16 protein-coding genes are annotated in these 17,756 nt (G+C 67.4%); 3 read left to right on the top strand and 13 right to left on the bottom strand.

Going from position 1 to position 17,756, the window contains the following annotated elements:
• Window positions 1-28: 28 nt before the first annotated feature.
• Complete coding sequence (locus tag EV651_RS09910) at window positions 29-3,274, bottom strand: BTAD domain-containing putative transcriptional regulator (protein WP_166658554.1); 3,246 nt, start codon at window positions 3,272-3,274, stop codon at window positions 29-31.
• 85 nt (window positions 3,275-3,359) lie between these two features.
• Here EV651_RS09910 and EV651_RS09905 point away from each other — a divergent pair, with 85 nt between their 5' ends.
• Window positions 3,360-4,712, top strand: a complete 1,353-nt coding sequence (locus tag EV651_RS09905) for a serine hydrolase (protein ID WP_133784297.1) — start codon at window positions 3,360-3,362, stop codon at window positions 4,710-4,712.
• A 103-nt stretch (window positions 4,713-4,815) separates the two neighbouring features.
• Here the strand turns inward: EV651_RS09905 and EV651_RS09900 are convergent, their stop codons facing one another.
• The 6 genes from EV651_RS09900 to EV651_RS09875 all read right to left on the bottom strand — a co-directional run bounded on the left by EV651_RS09900 (window position 4,816) and on the right by EV651_RS09875 (window position 9,742).
• Window positions 4,816-5,133: an NYN domain-containing protein gene (locus EV651_RS09900; RefSeq protein ID WP_202870247.1), complete on the bottom strand. Its 318-nt coding sequence runs from the start codon at window positions 5,131-5,133 to the stop codon at window positions 4,816-4,818.
• 184 nt (window positions 5,134-5,317) lie between these two features.
• Entirely contained in the window at window positions 5,318-5,761 is a 444-nt protein-coding gene (locus EV651_RS09895; protein WP_133784293.1) for a VOC family protein, read from the bottom strand.
• A gap of 35 nt (window positions 5,762-5,796) precedes the next feature.
• Window positions 5,797-6,612, bottom strand: coding sequence for an ABC transporter permease (locus EV651_RS09890; protein WP_133784291.1), 816 nt, complete (start codon window positions 6,610-6,612; stop codon window positions 5,797-5,799).
• Window positions 6,609-7,598: an ATP-binding cassette domain-containing protein gene (locus tag EV651_RS09885; RefSeq protein ID WP_133784288.1), complete on the bottom strand. Its 990-nt coding sequence runs from the start codon at window positions 7,596-7,598 to the stop codon at window positions 6,609-6,611. The genes EV651_RS09890 and EV651_RS09885 overlap by 4 nt, the downstream gene beginning before the upstream one ends.
• A gap of 99 nt (window positions 7,599-7,697) precedes the next feature.
• Complete coding sequence (locus EV651_RS09880) at window positions 7,698-9,014, bottom strand: nitrate/nitrite transporter (RefSeq protein WP_133784286.1); 1,317 nt, start codon at window positions 9,012-9,014, stop codon at window positions 7,698-7,700.
• Window positions 9,011-9,742, bottom strand: a complete 732-nt coding sequence (locus EV651_RS09875; RefSeq protein ID WP_238156776.1) for a GntR family transcriptional regulator — start codon at window positions 9,740-9,742, stop codon at window positions 9,011-9,013. Before EV651_RS09875 ends, EV651_RS09880 begins: the two co-directional genes overlap by 4 nt.
• Before the next feature lie 254 nt (window positions 9,743-9,996).
• Between EV651_RS09875 and EV651_RS09870 the strand changes: the two genes are divergently transcribed.
• The gene (locus EV651_RS09870) at window positions 9,997-11,382 is read left to right on the top strand and encodes a S8 family serine peptidase (protein ID WP_133784281.1); all 1,386 of its coding nucleotides are present in this window, start codon (window positions 9,997-9,999) and stop codon (window positions 11,380-11,382) included.
• 931 nt (window positions 11,383-12,313) lie between these two features.
• Here the strand turns inward: EV651_RS09870 and EV651_RS09865 are convergent.
• From EV651_RS09865 to EV651_RS09840, 6 genes are all read right to left on the bottom strand, one after another.
• Window positions 12,314-12,607: a barstar family protein gene (locus EV651_RS09865; RefSeq protein ID WP_166658553.1), complete on the bottom strand. Its 294-nt coding sequence runs from the start codon at window positions 12,605-12,607 to the stop codon at window positions 12,314-12,316.
• Window positions 12,608-12,729: 122 nt separating this feature from the next.
• Entirely contained in the window at window positions 12,730-13,086 is a 357-nt protein-coding gene (locus tag EV651_RS09860; protein ID WP_133784276.1) for a nuclear transport factor 2 family protein, read from the bottom strand.
• Window positions 13,087-13,219: 133 nt separating this feature from the next.
• The gene (locus EV651_RS41285) at window positions 13,220-13,546 is read right to left on the bottom strand and encodes a hypothetical protein (RefSeq protein ID WP_166658528.1); all 327 of its coding nucleotides are present in this window, start codon (window positions 13,544-13,546) and stop codon (window positions 13,220-13,222) included.
• A 498-nt stretch (window positions 13,547-14,044) separates the two neighbouring features.
• On the bottom strand, window positions 14,045-14,956 hold the full coding sequence (locus EV651_RS09850) for a hypothetical protein (RefSeq protein WP_133784274.1): 912 nt from the start codon (window positions 14,954-14,956) through the stop codon (window positions 14,045-14,047).
• Between the two features lie 185 nt (window positions 14,957-15,141).
• Window positions 15,142-15,579, bottom strand: a complete 438-nt coding sequence (locus EV651_RS09845) for a hypothetical protein (protein WP_133784272.1) — start codon at window positions 15,577-15,579, stop codon at window positions 15,142-15,144.
• 182 nt (window positions 15,580-15,761) lie between these two features.
• The gene (locus EV651_RS09840) at window positions 15,762-16,592 is read right to left on the bottom strand and encodes an EamA family transporter (RefSeq protein WP_202870246.1); all 831 of its coding nucleotides are present in this window, start codon (window positions 16,590-16,592) and stop codon (window positions 15,762-15,764) included.
• Between the two features lie 204 nt (window positions 16,593-16,796).
• Between EV651_RS09840 and EV651_RS09835 the strand changes: the two genes are divergently transcribed.
• On the top strand, window positions 16,797-17,753 hold the full coding sequence (locus tag EV651_RS09835) for a hypothetical protein (RefSeq protein WP_133784270.1): 957 nt from the start codon (window positions 16,797-16,799) through the stop codon (window positions 17,751-17,753).
• Window positions 17,754-17,756 lie beyond the last annotated feature (3 nt).

Here is a 17,756-nt window from a genome sequence, read left to right as displayed (position 1 = left end):
GCGCTTCCGGAGTTCGGCGACCGGGTCGTTAGTCGGCGGTGTAGCGCTTCCGGAGTTCGGCGACGGCGTCGGCGCGGGTCAGGGCTGCGCCTTCGCCGTACGCCGTCTCGTAGGTTTCGTTGCCCAGGGCATCGCGGAGCCGATCGACGAGACGCTGTACGTCGGCGTCCGGGATCGCCCGCGTGCCCTTGATCGCGGCGGCAAGGCCGAGCGTCCGGGCAGCCGCCGACAGCTCGGCGGTGTTGGTCCCGGCGGCCAGCACGAGCGCGTCCGTCGACGCCTCGACGACGGCAGCCGCGACCGGCATGTCCTCGGTGCTGAGCGCCAGCCCGACCGCTTCCCGGCCGCGCCGTTGGGCTTCCTCGACGTCGCCGGTGGACGCATAGATCCGGCTCAGCTGCGAGAGGACCATCGACTGTCCATGCGGCGCCACGCGCTCCGCCACGAGATCGAGCATCGAGTAGGCCCGCTCCGCGAGCTCCCTGGCCTCGTCGAAGTTGCCGACGCGGTGCGCCAGTCGCGCCAGTCCGATGTACGCCATCGTCTGGCCGGCCTGGGACCCGGTCTCCTCGGACAGCCGGATGGCACGCTCCAGATCGGCGCGGGCGCCGTCGTGGTCACCAAGTTCCATGCGGCTCATCGCGGAGCCGCCGAGCAGTTGCGCGACGCCGTCCGTCGTACCGAGCTCCTCGACCAGCCGGAGTGCCTCGAGAAGTGACTCCAGGGCCTTCTGGTGCTCCGCGTGGCTGGCCTGGTAGCCGGCGAGTCCGCGCAGCGCCATCGACGAACCGAAGCGGTCGCCGAGCTCGCGGAAGCCGTCGAGGGCGATCGTCAGGGTGGCCGCCATCTCGTCGACCTCCCCTTCGTTCTCGCGGAACATGGCGCTCGTCATCAGGCCCATGTTCCGGATCCAGGGATCCGGGTGCCGGGCCGCGGCCTCGAGCTCGGCGAAGCAGGCCGCCTTGTCCCGCCGGATCGCCGCCCACATCGCATTGGTGAACAGGCCGATCCCGGAGTCGACGAGGATCCGGTGCCGCCGGGTCATCCAGCGGACCGTGGCGAGTCCACGGATCATCTGCTGGAACGACGTGGACGGTTCCCGCTCGGTGGACATCCGGCCGAGCGCGAGCAGGTACAGCGCCTCGGCCTTGTCCAGCGGAACGCTCTTGCCCGGTACGGCGAGGGCGGCCTGCATCCAGTTCACCGCTTCGGCCGGTCGGCCGCTCATCGTCCAGTACTCACCGAGTACGGCGACCATCTGGACGGCGAGCCGCGCCGACCCGATGTCGATCGCCGTCCGGAGCGCGTCGATCAGGTTCTCGTTGTCGGCGGTCAACCGGGCGATCCACTCGATCTGCTCACCGGTCCGCAGCTTCGGCCGCGCCTTGCGCAGCATGCGGCTGAAGTACATGGTGTGCGCGTGCCTGAACCGCTCGTACTCACCCGAGGCCTTCAGCTGTTCAGCGCCGTACGCACGGACCGTCTCCAGCATCCGGTAGCGCACGGACCTCTCGTCGGCCGCCGCTTCGACGAGTGACTTGTCCACAAGCGATGCGAGTACGCCGAGCACGGACTCGGCGGGGATGCTCTCGTCGCTGCAGATCTGCTCGGCCGCATCGAGGGTTGCGCCGCCGGAGAACAGGGAGAGTCGCCGAGCGACTGCCTGCTCGTCCGGGTCCAGCAGGTCCCAGCTCCACTCCACGACCGCTCGCAGGGTCTGGTGGCGCGGCAGTGCGGTCCGGGAACCGCTCGTGAGCAGCCGGAACCGGTCCGCGAGCCGGTCCACGATCTGCGGCGGGTTGAGCGCCCGCAGCCGAGCTGCCGCGAGCTCGATCGCCAGAGGCATCCCGTCGAGCCGCCTGCAGATCTCGGCGACCGCCTCCCGGTTGGCGTCGGTCAGCTGGAAGTCAGGACGTACGGCGCGGGCGCGGTCGACGAACAGCTGCATCGCGGGGTACTCGTCGGTGACCGAGTCCTCTGGGGGAAGACCGAGCGGACCGACTGGATGCAGGTGCTCACCGGGGATGCTCAGCGGCTCGCGGCTGGTGGTCAGGACCCGGAGTCGCGGGCACGACGCCAGCAGGGAGTCGACGATGCCGGCGACCTCTTGGACGAGGTGCTCGCAGTTGTCGAGGACGAGCAGGATCCGGCGGTCGCCGATGACCTCGACAAGTCGCAGGGTCGCGGCGCGGCTCGTCGGAACGTGTTTCGGCCCGAAGGGTGCCGACGGCAGGTCGACGTACTCACTGGCGCCGAGCGTAGACAGGACCGCAGGCGCTACGTCGGCTGCATCACCGAGTGGTGCGAGCTCTACGAACCAGATGCCGTCGCCGGACTGTCCTACGAGGGTCCTACCGGTCTCCGTGGCCAATCTGGTCTTGCCGGCACCACCTGGTCCGACCATGGTCACCAGACGGGTCCCATTGCTCAGCAGACGCGTCAGCTCCGCCACGTCCTCGCGGCGACCGACAAAGCTCGTCATGGGCGCGCGCAGGTTGCTGCGGGGCGCTGCTGGCGCTGGCACGGTAGTTGTCTTCGCAGTCGGGTCTACTGCGTCACCGCGCAGTACCGCGATATGCAGGTCGCGCAGGCGCGTGCCGGGGTCGGCTCCGAGCTCGTCAGCCAGGTTGGTCCGGATACGTTCGTACGCCGCCAACGCTTCCGCCTGGCGGCCGTCGGCGTACAGGGAGCGGATGAGCAGCTCGTGTACGCGCTCGCGGAGCGGGTGGGTGACGGCGAGCTGTTCGAGATCGGTAATCAGGTCGCGGGCGTGACCGCAGCTGACGGCTGCCTCGGCCTGGTCCTCTGCGGCGGCGAGGCGCAGCTCGGCCAGCCGGTCCGCCTCGACCGCGGCGAACGGGAGGTCGCGCAGGTCGGTGAGGGCGTCGCCGCGCCACAGCTTCTCGGCCTGGGTGAGGAGCGTGTGCGCCTGCTCCGGGTCGGACATGGGGAGCGCCCGCCCCCGCCGTACCAGCTCTTCGAACTGGAGGGCGTCGACGCAGTCCGGGCCGATCGTCAGCGTGTAGCCCGCCGGACCGGACTGGACGGAGATGCTCGACTCGGTGGCCGGCAGACTCGCCCGCAGGCGGGACACGAGTGACTGCAGAGCGTTCGCACTCGGGGCCTCACTGCCCCATAGTCCGTCGACCAGGGTCTCGACGCTGACCGGCCTGCCCGCGCTCAACGCGAGGCGCGCTAGCAGCCCGCGCAGGCGGAGGCCGCGGATGTCGAGCGGAGTCCCATCGGCCGCCCACATCGCGAGAGGCCCAAGCACCGCTATGCGCACCCCACCAGCCTCGCACATCCAGCCGACCAAACACCCTGCCTTTTGTCACTCCGCTCCCTTAGGGTCGGAACTCGTGACAGAAATTGCCGCGCAGACGCAGGTCGCGCTCTCCCGCATCGTCGCCGAACGTCAATCCAAGGGCCGGGTTCCCGGCGTGGTGGGCGCCGTCGCCCGCGCCGGGTCGCTCGCCTGGTCGACCGGGGTCGGGTCCGCCGACCTGGACAATCCCGGCGTACCGCCGACCGCGAACTCGCAGTTCCTGATCGCGTCGCAGAGCAAGACGCTGACCGCGGTGACGATCATGGCGTTGCGTGACGAGGGCAAGCTCAGCCTCGACGACCCGATCGAGAAGCTGATTCCGGACAGCAAGCACGAGGGCATCACTGTCCGGCAGATGCTCAGCCACGCCAGCGGAATGCAGCGCGAGCCGGTCGGCGACGTGTGGGACCTGATGAAGTTCCCGTCCCGCGAGGAACTGGTGCCGGGCTGGAACGCCGCCGAGAGGATCGGCAAACCGCACCACCGGTTCCACTACTCGAACCTGGTGTTCTCACTGCTCGGCGAGATCGTCGCGCGGATCGACGGCCGGTCCTGGTACGACGCGGTCAAGGCGCGGATCCTGGACCCGCTCGAGATGCGCCGTACGACGGTCGGGATGGACGGCGGACCGGCGCAGACCGGGTACTACGTGCCGCCGTGGTCCGACGTACCGGTACGGGAGCCGCTGCTCGACATCGGCGCGATGGACGCGTGCGGCGGGCTCGCGTCGACCGCGGAGGACCTGGCGAAGTGGGCGATGTTCGTCGCGAACCCGGTCGACGAGGTGCTGTCGAAGGACACGCTGGACGAGATGTGCCAGGTGCAGATCATGGCCGATGTGGACCGTTGGCAGCTCGCGTTCGGGCTCGGGTTCATGCTGCTGCGCCGCGGCGACCGGCTGTTCGTCGGCCACGACGGCGGCATGCCAGGCCACATCACGTCGACGTTCGTCGACCGCTCGTCCGGTACGGCCGGGATCGCGCTGTTCGGCTCCACGTCGGCGCCGGCGCCCAGCGCGCTGGCCACCGACCTGATCATCAAGGTCCTCGAGGACGACCCGCTCCCGCCGGAGCCCTGGGTCCCGGGCACCGAGGTCCCCGCCGAACTCGCCGGCGTCCTCGGCACCTGGTTCAGCGAAGGCTCGCCGTTCGTGTTCTCGGTGAAGAACGGCGTACTCGAGGCCAAGTCCCCGGCCGCCGCCGAGTACCAGTCCCCCGCGGTCTTCGAACGCCTCTCCGAAGACAACTACCGCACCGTCTCCGGCCGCGAAACCGGCGAACTCCTCCGCATCACCCGAGACCCCTCAGGCACCCCCACAAAGTTGCACTGGGCAACCTACCTCTGCACCCGCCAACCCCTCGCCTTCGCCGACATCACCCCGGGCTGAGTCGTGTTGCCCGGAGGTGAATCGTCGGCTAGCCTGTGAGTATTCCCCCAGTTGCTTCGGTGGCTGGGTGCGAGGCCCCACCTCTGGTGGGGCTTCTGCTTTTTCACCACCCGGCCGGCTTGTGGATCACGAGTCCCGCGCCGTCCTTCAGCCGCTCGGGAAACTGGCTGGCACCCAGGACTCCCGCACGGATCTGCTTGGCGAAGGTCGGACGGCAGGTCAGCAGCCGCTGGCTCGCTACCGGCTGGGGATTGAGCAAGCCCACCACCTTCCCGAGCTCGTGCCGGACGATCCGGATCGGTTCGGTCAGGTCGGAGTCGTTGCTGACGACCGCGAATGCGTCGGCGTCGTTCCGGAAGGCATCCACCAGCAGGTACGTCGCAAGGTTGACGTCGGAGCCCTTCTCCTCGGTCTTGATCACCTCGACCGTCCGCGGCCCCGAGCTGGGCGGGTTCGCCAGCAGCCGTAGGACAGGTTGAAACCATCGATATACACATTGATCCGCACCGAGTCAGGCTATCCAGCGCGCGAGCAGAAATCCGCGCCCTGAAATGCCCTTTGTGGACAACGGGCTTGATCTGCCCCTGGATGCCCCGCCGGCGGGGTCATACGATGCAGAACTCGTTGCCTTCGGGGTCTTGCATCCACAGGTGGTCGAGGGTGGTGGAGTTTTCCATGGGGATCTCGCGGACAAGGGTGGCGCCGGCTTCGACGAGGGTTTCGGCGGTGGCGCGGATGCGTTGTTCGCGGAGGTCCTGGGGGACGGCGCGGCCGCCTGCTACCTGGAGGTCCAGGTGCAGGCGGTTCTTGACGGTGCGGGGCTCGGGGACCTTGAGGAACGAGATGCTCGGGAGGACGCCGTTCGGGTCCGAGATCGAGGCGCCGTCGTTCCACTCGTCCTCGGGAACGTTCAGATCGGTGAGCCAGTCCTCCCAGGTGTCCCAGCCCTGCGGCGGATCCGCCTCCGTGTAGCCGAGCGCCGCACACCAGAAGCGCGCAACGAGGGCCGGATCCGCGCAGTCGATGGTGAGCGTCCAGTTGGTCGTCATACCGGCCACTGTGCCGCTCACCACCGACAATTTCCTCAGGTACGGCGGCGGTAGGCGCGGATCGCCAAGGGCGCGAAGACCGCGACCAGACCGACCATCCAGGCCAGCGTGATCAGGAGCGGCTTCTGGAGTGCACCGCCGCCCATCAAGGCGCGCTCGGTGTCGACCAGATAGGTGATCGGACTGACCTTGGTGAAGGCCTGCAGGAAGCCGGGCAGTGTGCTGGTCGGGACGAAGATGTTGCTGCCGAAGGTCAGCGGGAACATCACCAGGAAGGCGACGCCCTGCACGCCCTGGGCGGTCTTCATGACCAGGCCCAGCCAGACCCAGATCCAGCACATCGACAGCGCGAACAGCAGCACGATCAGCATGCCCAGGAGGCCGTTGCCGACCCCGTTGTCGAAGCGGAAACCGAGCACGAACCCGCTCGTCATCAAGATCACGATCGACAGCGAGTAGCGGACCGCGTCTCCGAGGACGGCACCGATCAGCGGCGAGACCCGGGCGATCGGCAGGCTGCGGAACCGGTCGAAGACACCCTTGGCGAAGTCGTCGTTCAGGCCGACACCGGTGCCCATCGTCGCGAACACCACGGTCTGCACGAGCAGGCCGGGCAGCAGCTGCGGCAGGTAGCCGCGCCAGCCGCCGCCCCCGGCGATCGCGCCTCCGAAGACGAACAGGAAGAGCGCCAGGAAGATGATCGGCTGGAACGTCACGTCCGCCAGGGCTTCCGGGTTCTGCCGGATCCGGACGATGTTCCGCCAGGCGAGCGTCAGGCTCTGCTGGACCCAGGCGAACGGCCGCGACCGGTAGCCCACATGCGCAGCTGGTTCGAGAGTTGCGGTGCTCATCGGCTCGCTCCTTCCAGGACGGCGTCGGACTTCTTCTCTTCGGCGGTGTGCCCGGTCAGCGCCAGGAACACCTCGTCCAGGCTGGGCAGCCGCAGCGACAGCTCGGTCACCGCGATCCCTGCCTCGTCCAGCCGCCGTACGACGACCGGCATTGACGAACCGTCGCTGACCGGAACGCTGACGAGGGTGTTCACCACGTCGACGCTCGGACGTGCCCCCGTCGACTCGGCGACGATCGCGGCGACCCGCTCGAGGTGGGCCGGCTCGGCCGGGCGGACGTCCAGCGACTGCTTGCCCGCCTGCGCCTTGAGCTCGGCGGGCCGCCCGTTCGCGACCACGGAGCCCTTGTCGAACACCACGATCGAGTCGGCCAGCGCGTCGGCCTCTTCCAGGTACTGCGTGGTGAGCAGCACCGTGGTCCCGTCGAGCACCAGGTTGCGGACCGTCTCCCAGACACCGTTGCGGGCATGCGGGTCGAGTCCGGTCGTGGGCTCGTCCAGGTACAGGATGCTCGGGTTGCCGACCAGGCTCGAGGCGAGATCGAGGCGGCGACGCATACCGCCGGAATACGTTTTCGCGATCCGGTCACCGGCGTCGACCAGCTCGAACCGCTCCAGCAGCTCGTCCGCCTTGGCGCGGGCCTGCGGTCGCGAGTAGCCGAGCAGGCGGCCGATCATGATCAGGTTGCGGCGGCCGGACATGTCCTCGTCGACAGAGGCGTACTGCCCGGTCAGCCCGATGATGCTGCGGACCTTGCCCGCCTCCCGTACGACGTCGTACCCGCCGACGGTGGCGTGGCCGCTGTCCGGCCGGAGCAGCGTGCCGAGGATGCGGACCGCGGTCGTCTTGCCGGCGCCGTTCGGGCCGAGGACTCCGAGGACCGTGCCGGTGGGCACGCTCAGGTCGACGCCGGCAAGCGCGGTCGTACTGCCATATTTCTTGACCAGACCGACCGCCTCGATGGCGACCTGGTTCGTTGTGGTCATCGGTTCCTCCCAGCTTTCGCACTTCACTGGGACTACCGTGCCGCGGAGGCCTGGCACCGCTCTGGCACTCGGCTGTCAGGCCGTGACAGCGCGCTGGTATCAACCCTTGAGCGGGACGATCTCGTTGGCGAGCAGGGCCTGGTAGGCGTCGGGGTTGTACCGCGCCAGGTTGCCGCGGGCCTTCCGCCGGTACTTGAGGATCTGCCGGGTGCCGATCGCCCACAGCACGTACTGGAACGCCAGCGCGAACTTGAAGTCGTCGATCGCCTGCGGTGCACCGCCTGACGACGCGTCGAGCAGTACGCCGACCATGCCGATGCAGATCAGGGTGGCGATGAACCCGCCGGTGTTGACCATCCCGTTGGCCGCACCGAACCGCGTTGTGGGGTTGAACGTCCGCGCGTAGTCCAGACCGAGCATCGAGCCCGGTCCGCCGGCCGCCTGTACGACGATGAGCGCGAGGAGCACCGGCAGCGGCGCACGACCCGGCCAGAGCAGTACGACGGTCCACATCACGACCGAGCCCGCGATCACCGCCAGCACGATCCACGAGCGGTAGAACGGGAACTTGGCGGCGTACCGCCCGACCAGCGGGCCGTAGCAGAGCCCAGCCAGCACGGGAATGATCAGCATGGCCGCAGCGGTCGTCGGAGCGAGTCCCTGTCCCTGTACGAGGAACGGGTAGCCCCAGAGCAGTCCGAACGTGCTACCGGAGAAGCTGGTGGTGAAGTGCGTCCACAGGCCGAGTCGCGTACCCGGCTCCTGCCAGGCGCGGCGCAGGTTCTTCTTGACCTCGTGCAGCGGCTGCTTGGCCCGGCGGAGCGGTTCGTCGTACGGCGTGTCCTTGATGAGGAACAGGACGAGTACACCGGCCAGGAGGCTCAGCACGCTCGCACTGGCGAACGTGGTCGTCCAGCCGAAGGCGTGGAAGGCAGCGGCCATCGGCACGGTCGACATGATCGCTCCGAGACCACCGAGCATTCCGGTCGCCTGTGACATCACGGGCTGCCGCAGCGCGGGGAACCAGGACATGACCACGCGCAGCACGCTGATGAAGACCAGTGCGTCGCCGACACCCAGTACGGCGCGTGCGGCAAGCGCGGCGGGGTACGAGTCGACCAGGCTGAACGCCGACTGCGCTACGAACAGCAGTCCGGACGCGGTGATCAGGAGGCGCTTGGAGCCGTACCTGTCGAGTAGTACGCCGACTGGGACCTGCATGGCGGCGTACACCGTCAGCTGTACGACGGTGAAGCTTGCTAGAGCGGATGCAGAGATGTCGAAGCGTTCTGCGGCCTGGAGGCCGGCCACGCTCATCGAGCCGCGGTGCAGCACGGTCACGAGGTACGTCAGGACAGCAGTGGCCCACACCGCCCAGGCTCGCCGTCCGCCCAGGGGGAAGAGGAGTTCGGTCACCGAGTGCCCCGCAGGTCGCTCGCGGCTTCGGCGATGTGGGCGACGACGAGCTCACGGAAGCGCTTGACGCTGTTGGCGCCGAGCGCGTCGATCATCTCCTGGTGCGCGGTGATGGACTTGTCCATCCGCACCGGCTGAACCTCGATCCCGGGCACGCCCATCCGGACCTGACGGTCCCGCAGGCTGTTGTAGAGCTTCGCCAGGATTTGGTTGCCCGCGGCATCGACGATGGCCTCGTGGAAGGCCCGGTCGGCCTCGAGGAAGCTCTTCGCGTCACCGGCCTTGCGGTGCGCGCGCATCTCGTCGACGCGCTCGGTCAGCGTCTCGATCAGCCGCTTGCGCCGCGGCCAGACCTTGGCGGCCGCGTGCGTCTCGATCAGCTCGCGGGCCTCGAGGACGTCGTCGATCTCCTGCGGCAGCACGGGCAGGACGAGCGCGCCGCGCTTCGGGTACAGCTTGACGAGGCCGGATTCCTCGAGCCGGAGCAGCGCCTCGCGTACCGGCGTACGGGAAACACCGACCGCAGTCGCCAACTCACCCTCGGTGACCAGTTCACCGCCGGGATAGACGCGGTCCAGAATCGCGGCCTTCACGTACGCGTACACACGCTCGGCCGCGGGGATCTTCTCCACCCCCGGCGCCGCCTCGACCACCACGCGAGCGATCTCCGCGGTCTCGTCACCCAAGATCAACGCATCCGGCGCCTGCGCCGGCTCCCCGCCTACCACTGAACTCCCACCCATACGACTCGTATCTCTGTTGTATCTATCTTACACACATCCTTAATCCACCGCCGAGGCCAGGTATTCCCCAGCTTGTCCACGAGTTATCCACAGGCCGATCCACAGGATGTGGGGAACAGGACCTCTGCGTGATGCAGGGTTTCCCCTGTGTTGTGGATGAGGGACTCCGTCGGTGGCGAATCCGTCCTAAAGTCTCGGCATACCGGGCCCGTCCGCCCGGTCAGCCCTGAGGAGGCATCTTGTCCCGAACGTCTCGCCCCCGCCGACTGGCGGCCGGCCTCTCCGCCATCGCCCTGGCGTCTGTGTCGCTGGGTGCTGCGACCACGGCGCACGCCGACCCGACTCCCGGCCCGCTGATGAACTACGTGGTGAACACGAAGGCCACGCCCGGTCACGTCCGGAAGACCGAGGACGCGGTGAAAGCGGCCGGCGGCACCGTCCTGGTCTCGTACCGCCAGCTCGGCGTGGTGATCGCGCAGTCGACGAACCCCGACTTCAAGACCGACGTCCGCGTTTCGCGTGACGTGCAGTCGGTCGGCGCCACCCGGACCGCCGCGGTCAGCGAAGGCCCCGGCGGGCTGAACTCGAACGACCTCGCCGACGCGACCCCGGTCGCCGACCCGCGCGAGGGCGAGCAGTGGGACATGGTCCAGATCAAGGCGGACCAGGCGCACGCGGTGACCGACGGCTCCCGGAGCGTGCTGGTCGGCATCAACGACAGCGGCGTCGACGACACCCACCCCGACCTCGCGCCGAACTTCGACGCGGCGGACTCGGTCAGCTGCGTGAACAACGGCGTACCGGACACCACCACGGGCGCCTGGCGGCCGACGACCAGCGCGCACGGCACGCACGTAGCCGGCACGGTCGCCGCCGCCCGGAACGGCGTCGGGATCGTCGGAGTCGCACCCGGCGTACGGATCGCGTCCGTCAAGGTCGTGAACGACGCCGGCTTCATCTACCCGGAGTACTCGATCTGCGGGATCGTGTGGGCCGCCCAGCACCGGATGGCCATCACGAACCACAGCTACTTCATCGACCCGTACGAGTTCTGGTGCAACGACAACGGGGACCAGGGCGCGGTGCAGGAAGCCGTACGGCGCGCATACGCGTGGGCGACCGACCAGGGCACGCTCTCGGTCGCGGCGGCCGGTAACTCGAACTACGACCTGTCCAACAAGACCACGGACGCCAACAGCCCGAACGACTCGACCGCCGTCACGCGGACGATCAACAACGACTGCCTCGACATGCCCACCGAACTGCCCGGCGCCATCACCGTCGCCAGCACCACGCAGGCCCGCGTGAAGAGCAGCTTCTCCAACTTCGGCCTGAACAAGATCGACGTCGCCGCCCCCGGCAGCTCGATCCTGTCCACCGTCCCCGGCGGCTACGCCAAGTTCAGCGGTACGTCGATGGCATCGCCGCACGTCACCGGCATCGCGGCCCTGATGAAGTCCACCCACCCGTGGTGGGGCCCGCGCGACATCGAGCGCGCCCTCCACCAGGAAGCAGACGACACCGCCTGCCCCACCACCCCCGACCCCCGCTGCACCGGCACCACCGCCAACAACGCCTTCTACGGCGAAGGCATCGCCGACGCCCTAGACGCCGTAACCCCCTAATCCGAGCGGGGGTCCCCCGCCCGGGACCCCCGCTCACACCACCGTCGTACCGGCGAACCGCGTTGCCCGGGGAACTGCCGGGTCGACGACAAGATGAGATTTGCCCGGGGGATGAAGAGGTGTGCTGGCACGAGCACGATCTGGAGTGCCGGGGAACTGTGGGTCAGCCCACACGGTGCTACGCACGGCTCCTCCGTCGCCGCGCTACGCGCCGCCCACCCACCCTCCGGCTAAGCGCCGGCAAGTTGCGGCTGGCGCCGCCTTCTGCTCGCTAACGCTCGCGGGGACGACCAACTCAACGCCCGCGGCACGGGTCGACTGTCCTCCGGGCAACCGAGACGTCACCACCACGGCCGACCAACCCACGACGCGACGCGCACTTGCCGCCTTACCAGGTGCGATCTCCTGGCGTCCGCGACCGAAGTAGTCAGGGCCACGTCACAGCTCTTGCGCCTGGGCGGCAGTTTGCCGCTCAGAATTGGCAGGTTTGATCCCAGCCTTCTGATCCGTGGGAGCCTGCAATGCTCGACGCCCATCGCCGTCGCTTGTGAGAAGCACGCACACGCTAGCTCAGGTCGGAGTCCACTCACCGCGAGTGCACCGGACAGCCGCAGTTGAGGACGTTCCGATCAGGCATCCTGAACCCGTGACGCGACTCTTTGAGCGTTGGCGAGAACGACGACAACTCGCAAGGCGCCTCGCCGCCCTCTGTGACTGTGGCGCTTGCGGCCATCCCTGGGCGGAGCATCCCGGCTCGGGTAACGTATGCGACGGCATGTGTGGCGAGTGCTTCTACGAGTTCGAGCACGAGCAACGCGAGTCTCCAGCGCCGGGTTGCCGACTGCCATGCCCGCCGCTCATCTGACGAGCCCGCCCTACTCGCAGCATGATCCGACGGTCGTCCGCCACGCCGCAGATGCGTGCGTCGCCGTTAGTGAAGCTCGAACTCGAATCGTTCCCTCCAACCGAACGCAAGATCCTGGGCCGCCGCCTCGGCGAAGACCCCAACAATCTTGTCGAAGACATCCCCGCCGAGCCGCGATCGACTGATGCTCGAGTCGAGCCAGACGATACGCACCGGCCGGGGTACGTCCGTCAGGAGCCGATCCCGAAGTGCGGCGATGTTTCGCCCGTAGTACTCGCCAAACTCAAGTTGCCGATCGAGGGTTCGGTGCACGTCGAGCTCCGTCCGAACCTCCGCGCCGATGATACGGATCTCGGCCATGTACCAACGGTATGTCCTGGTCGGTTCAGGTGCGCGCACTGCGTCCGCACATCGGCATGACCGCGCGATCAGCGGCATGAGGGGACGGGGCGGTGCGTAGTTGTTGGCCGTCGCGCGGGTGGCTATTGGGAAGGAGCCATGAACGACGCGATTTCGCCATAGGCGCGCATCGCGGCGATCCGATCACCGGCAAGGTCATAGGCTACGCAGTAGGGAATGCGGGGTCTGCCGTCCTTTCCGGCGCAGGTTCCCTCGAGGTAGGCCGTGCCGTCTGCGACGATCAGTTGGCGGGTCTTCAGATCGGACATGCGGGCGTGCAGTCCGTTTATGGCCTCTTCGACCGCTTGGGCGCCGCGCACGTCGGCGCCGTTCTGGATCGTAGTCCACGTGACATCGTCCGTGAGGAACTGTCTGAAGTGACCCGTCCCGAGTGCTTCGAAGTAAGCGTGCATGAGGCGACTGGTGTCATCGGTCGACACTTAGGTCTCCGTGGCTCGGTGCAAGCTGAGTCGTCACGCTTCAGTGTGCGCGCCGTCCTGCTCTTCCGTCATCGCCTCGATACCGATCCATTGCACCGCTGTTGCGGCATGAGCGTGCGGCCGAGGCGTAGGTCTATCTGCTCATGGCTGTTGCGAGCAGTGGCCCTGCGTACTCCTCGACGAGAGCCACCCACTCCGGCCAGTCCAACGTCCGACCAAGGAGGCGTACCGCAGTCCAGTACTCGATCATGCTGTCAGTGGACTGCAGCAATCGCTCAATCCATGCGAAGACATCGCGCAGGGCAGCCGGATCGCCAATTGCGTGGGGCATCACATCGTGGCGGAACACCCAGTCGACGCGCCCCGCGGGATCTGCGCCATCGTCGGCCTCAAGAGCCGCGGCGGCCTGCGGAAAGGTCCTTAGGAACTCCTCCTGGATGTTGTCGCTTGTGAGGAGCACGCTGACACGCTAGCCCAGGTCGGAGTCCACTCATCGTGAGCGCACCGGACAGCGGCATGTCCGTGCGTTGTTGGCCAAGAGGCCGGAGGGCATACATTTTCAGCACATCCTCCGCGATCTCGATGGGGGTCTCGTGATCCGGAACCGAGCATGTCCGGGTCGGTGACCTTCCAGCCTGGGCAATGTAGGTCACCCGGTCGGGTCGGGTCAGTCGCGAACAGCGTCGGTGAGTTGCTGGTCTGAGAGTTGAGGTCCTTGCCGAGGAAACGAGCATGCATGAGTTGTGCCTCCTTGCTCGAAATCGCGCTAGAAATCTGCCTCGCACGAGGAGGCTCTCGCGGGGTCAATCGCGCAACATCGGTGGCGAGTCGCTCCGACAGGACCGGCATCGCAGCCTTGATGATGGCCACCCGCAGACCTACGCGTCACGCGTCTCGGCGGGGAGGGCGGTGCTCTCAGGCCGGATGTCCGGGCTCGCGGCTGGGCACAGCCGGTGTGCTACTGGATGTGAGGGTAGAGCGTAAGTCTGCCGCCTGTGGCGGCGCTGATGACGGCTCGGTCGCCGAGGGGCTCGGTAAGGGTGACAGTCGCTGGTGTGCTGGCACCGACGCCCTCACCACAGCCCCGCAGCGGACTGTGGCTCCCACCGATGATCACCATGTCCTTCAACTCAAGGACATGGGCTCGAAGGTCGCGGTCACACGTCCCGTAATTGAGGATGAACGTGAGCGTGCGGTCGTCGACCCCGGTGAGCCATCCGACCTGCACGAGGCTGGGTTCCAGCCTCTGGTCGAGTCCGGGCGGTGGGGTTGGCTCCACCAAAGGTTGCAGCACCTCTGTGGAAACTGCCAGCACGACGATCGGTCGCGACAAGCCCTTAGCAGTAAAGGACCACGCAGGCACTGTCGCGCGACCGTTGCTGGTGTCGACGTCAACTGTCTTCAACGAAGCGCCGGTGATCGTGAGCTTGCACTTCGACGCCGGTACCGCCATGTGGCCGCAGTTGTCGTACGGCGTTCCGATCGCCTGAGTCAGCGCAGGCCGCGGCTCGAGAACGGTCACCGAGCGGCTCGATCCGTCGCCGAAATCGATGCGGGTCGTACCACCTGATGCACCTTGTAGGCCCGGCGCGATGCTGACGTACCCGGCGCCCCACGCAGCCTTCTGCTCGATCGTGTCGAAGCCCAACTCCGGGGCCAGGGACGAGTACAGGAAGATGCCTTCCCGAGGCTTCGGGAGCCCCGCAGCCCGGACGGCCTGCTCGACGGCGCGCGCCCGCTCCAGAAACGCGGCGGTCGCAGGACCTGCTGGAATCTGCGTCGCATCCGCCTCCCGAGGCGCCGTCGAACGAATGCTGGGCGTCGCACTGCTCGGCCCGGAGGTTGGCGCTACCTCATTCCCACAAGCCACCACAGCAAACAGAACAAGAACGACAGCAGGAACCAAGCAGTCACGACACCGCACACCACGACCGATGGCTCTCATGCTCAGTGGACGCGCATCGCGTGGCGAATCGTTGCAGTGGCTGTCATAGCCCGAGTATCCGCCCACCCCACCAAGCCATCAACCAACCGCAACGGCCAGGGCCGGAGTGCCTAGAGCCAGGGTGGGTCGTATCGGGCCACATAGGCGCGGGCGCGTTCTGTTGGATCTGCCCAGTACTGGTGCGGTTGTCGGTGCACGTGTTCTTCACAGAACTCGCGGAGGTCACTTGTGATTGTCTCCACCTGACGGACGGGGAGACCCTCGAAGTCACTGTTGACCTGCAGGAGTTCGGACTCGAGGTTCCAGCCCGACGCATCGAACGCCCACGTGTCCCACCTCGCGTACACGTGAAGCGGATGCTCGAAGTCACCCAGGTACAGCGCGGCCAAGGCGATTCCCTGATCGGCATAGAAATCCCTGCACGTCCAGGCCAGCACGTGGCATGCCCCACTGGAGAAGAATGCCTGATCCGTTCGCTCCCACGAGACCCGTTGATCTGCCCGTTCGATCGCGGTACGTCGAAACACCCCAGATGCTGTCACTGCCACGGGTCGATGCTAGCGAAGCGTTCCCCCCGTCCTCGGCGATTGTCTTGGGACGCGGAGCACGCACTTCCTGTAAACCTCACTCGTCGTCGAGTCGTGGCGATTGGCTCCAACCCCGAGCGCCGAGTCGTGGATCGAGGCTCGAATCTTCAGCCAAACCCCACGACTCGACGGCCGACGGGTGGCTAGCCGGTGGTGATCAAGACGATTCCGGCTACTACTACCGCGGCGGCGGTGGCTCGTTTGGGGCCGAAGCGTTCGTGGAAGAAGATTGCGCCGATGATGGCTCCGAAGATGATGCTGGTTTCGCGGAGGGCGGCGATCGCGGCCAGGGTGCCTCGGGTTTGGGCCCAGAGGACGAGGCCGTAAGCGACCATCGAGACGACGCCGCCGGCCAGCCCGGAGAGGATCGCGGGGCGGGGCAGGTTGAACGCGTGCCGGCCGCGCCAGAACAGGACCGCCAACGGCACCGCGAACCCTTGCAGCATGAACACCCAGCCCATGTACGTCGCGACTGGCATCTTGTGTACGGCGACCCCGTCGACGACCGTGTACGACGCGATCATCAGCCCCGTCCCGATCGCCGCGAACAACGCCGGGACCTGACTGCGCCCCGGACGCCCGATGAACACGAGCGCGATGAGCCCGGCCGAGACGAGCAGTACGCCGACCAACTCGAGTACGGCCAGGGTCTGGTGCAGTACGACGATCGACACCACGGCCACGACCCACGGCGACGTACCGCGGGCCAACGGGTACATCTGGCTGAACTGACCCAGCTGGTACGACGCCAGCAGCCCACCGAGATACGCGAGGTGCAGCAACGCGGACGCGATGATGTACCACCACGTCCCCGCTGGCGGCAGCCCCATCACCAGCACCGCGACGAGCCCGATCACGCCCGCCGCAAGCTCGAACAACGCCAACCCCGCGACCCGATCCGGCGCCCCGTGAGCCATCGCGTTCCACGTTGCATGCAGAACCGCCGCCCCGAGCACCACCAAGATCACCAGCACCGCCCCACCCTCTCACCGTCCAGCCGACACAGTCAGGCGGATTTGGCTCGCTGTGACGTGCAGCTCGACAGGATGTGTCACGTGATCGGGTAGCGCACCTGAGCGTGAATGCGTCCGTGCGTACAGCGTCTCGCCGGTGCACTACCTGTCGAGGTTGCACACAACGACCGCGAAGAGCCAGCAAGCAACCCTCATCATGGTCTGGTGGAGACCTCGCCCGCGGAGCGCTTGTACGACGCGGCGGCCCGTTGCTCCGCGGACCCGTACTGGGCCAACTCCACCCGCCTGATCGAGACCGCAACCCAGGCCCTTGTAGACGGCCTCGACTCCCCCGGACTGCGAGAACTCGCCGCCGCGTCTCACTCGGCCCGGATCCGCAAACTTCGCCGGCTCCTGCTCGACGCGCTCGACGAACTCTCGATCCCGCGCCCCGAAGCGTCGCCCGGTCAGCACGTCAGCGGTACGAGGTACGCCCGCCTTCCCACCGACACGCTGCGCTTCGAAATCAAGCCGAGCGGGGAGGTGCTGATCTACGTCAACGACCTCGAGATCACCGAAGCGGGCGCCGGAATGGGCATGCACCCGTTCAACCTCTTCGTCCCCAGCAACCAACTCGTGGCGACCGCCGAGCCGCGCCACGTGGTGGTCGCTCGCTGTACCTGTGGCGAGTCGGGTTGCGGCTCGACCGAGGCGCGGATCACGCGGATCGGCAGCGTCGTCCATTGGGATTGGTACGTCGACCCGCCGCTGGGTCACGGGATGTCCTTCGAGGCCGCGCAGTACGACGCCGAAGTCGAGCGGATCGGCAACGACCGGAGCTGGCAGCGGCCCGTGGACAGCGTCACGCGGTTGGTGATCGAGGCGGTCGATCGGGAGCGGTGGTTCATCCCAGGAGGTCTGGAGCTCAGCTGGGCGGGGGTCGATCATCGGGACCCGCAGCAGTTCCTGGTGGCGCTGTTCGTGAAGGACGAGCAGTTTCAGGTCTTCCTGCGGTTCCCGATCGGCGATCAAGCGCCCGAGCAGCTCGCGGACGACGTGCTGCGAACGCTGCGCCAACCGCCACGCACCTGGCGTGCCACCTTCCACTCGCTGACTGTGGGTCGGCGCGGGCGACCGTCCATGGCGGGATGGCGCTGGCGTTCAGAGGATCCCTGGGGATAGCAG

Source organism: Kribbella sp. VKM Ac-2571, assembly GCF_004362255.1.
Classification (GTDB): domain Bacteria; phylum Actinomycetota; class Actinomycetes; order Propionibacteriales; family Kribbellaceae; genus Kribbella; species Kribbella pratensis.
This window is presented reverse-complemented; position numbering and strand designations above follow the sequence as displayed.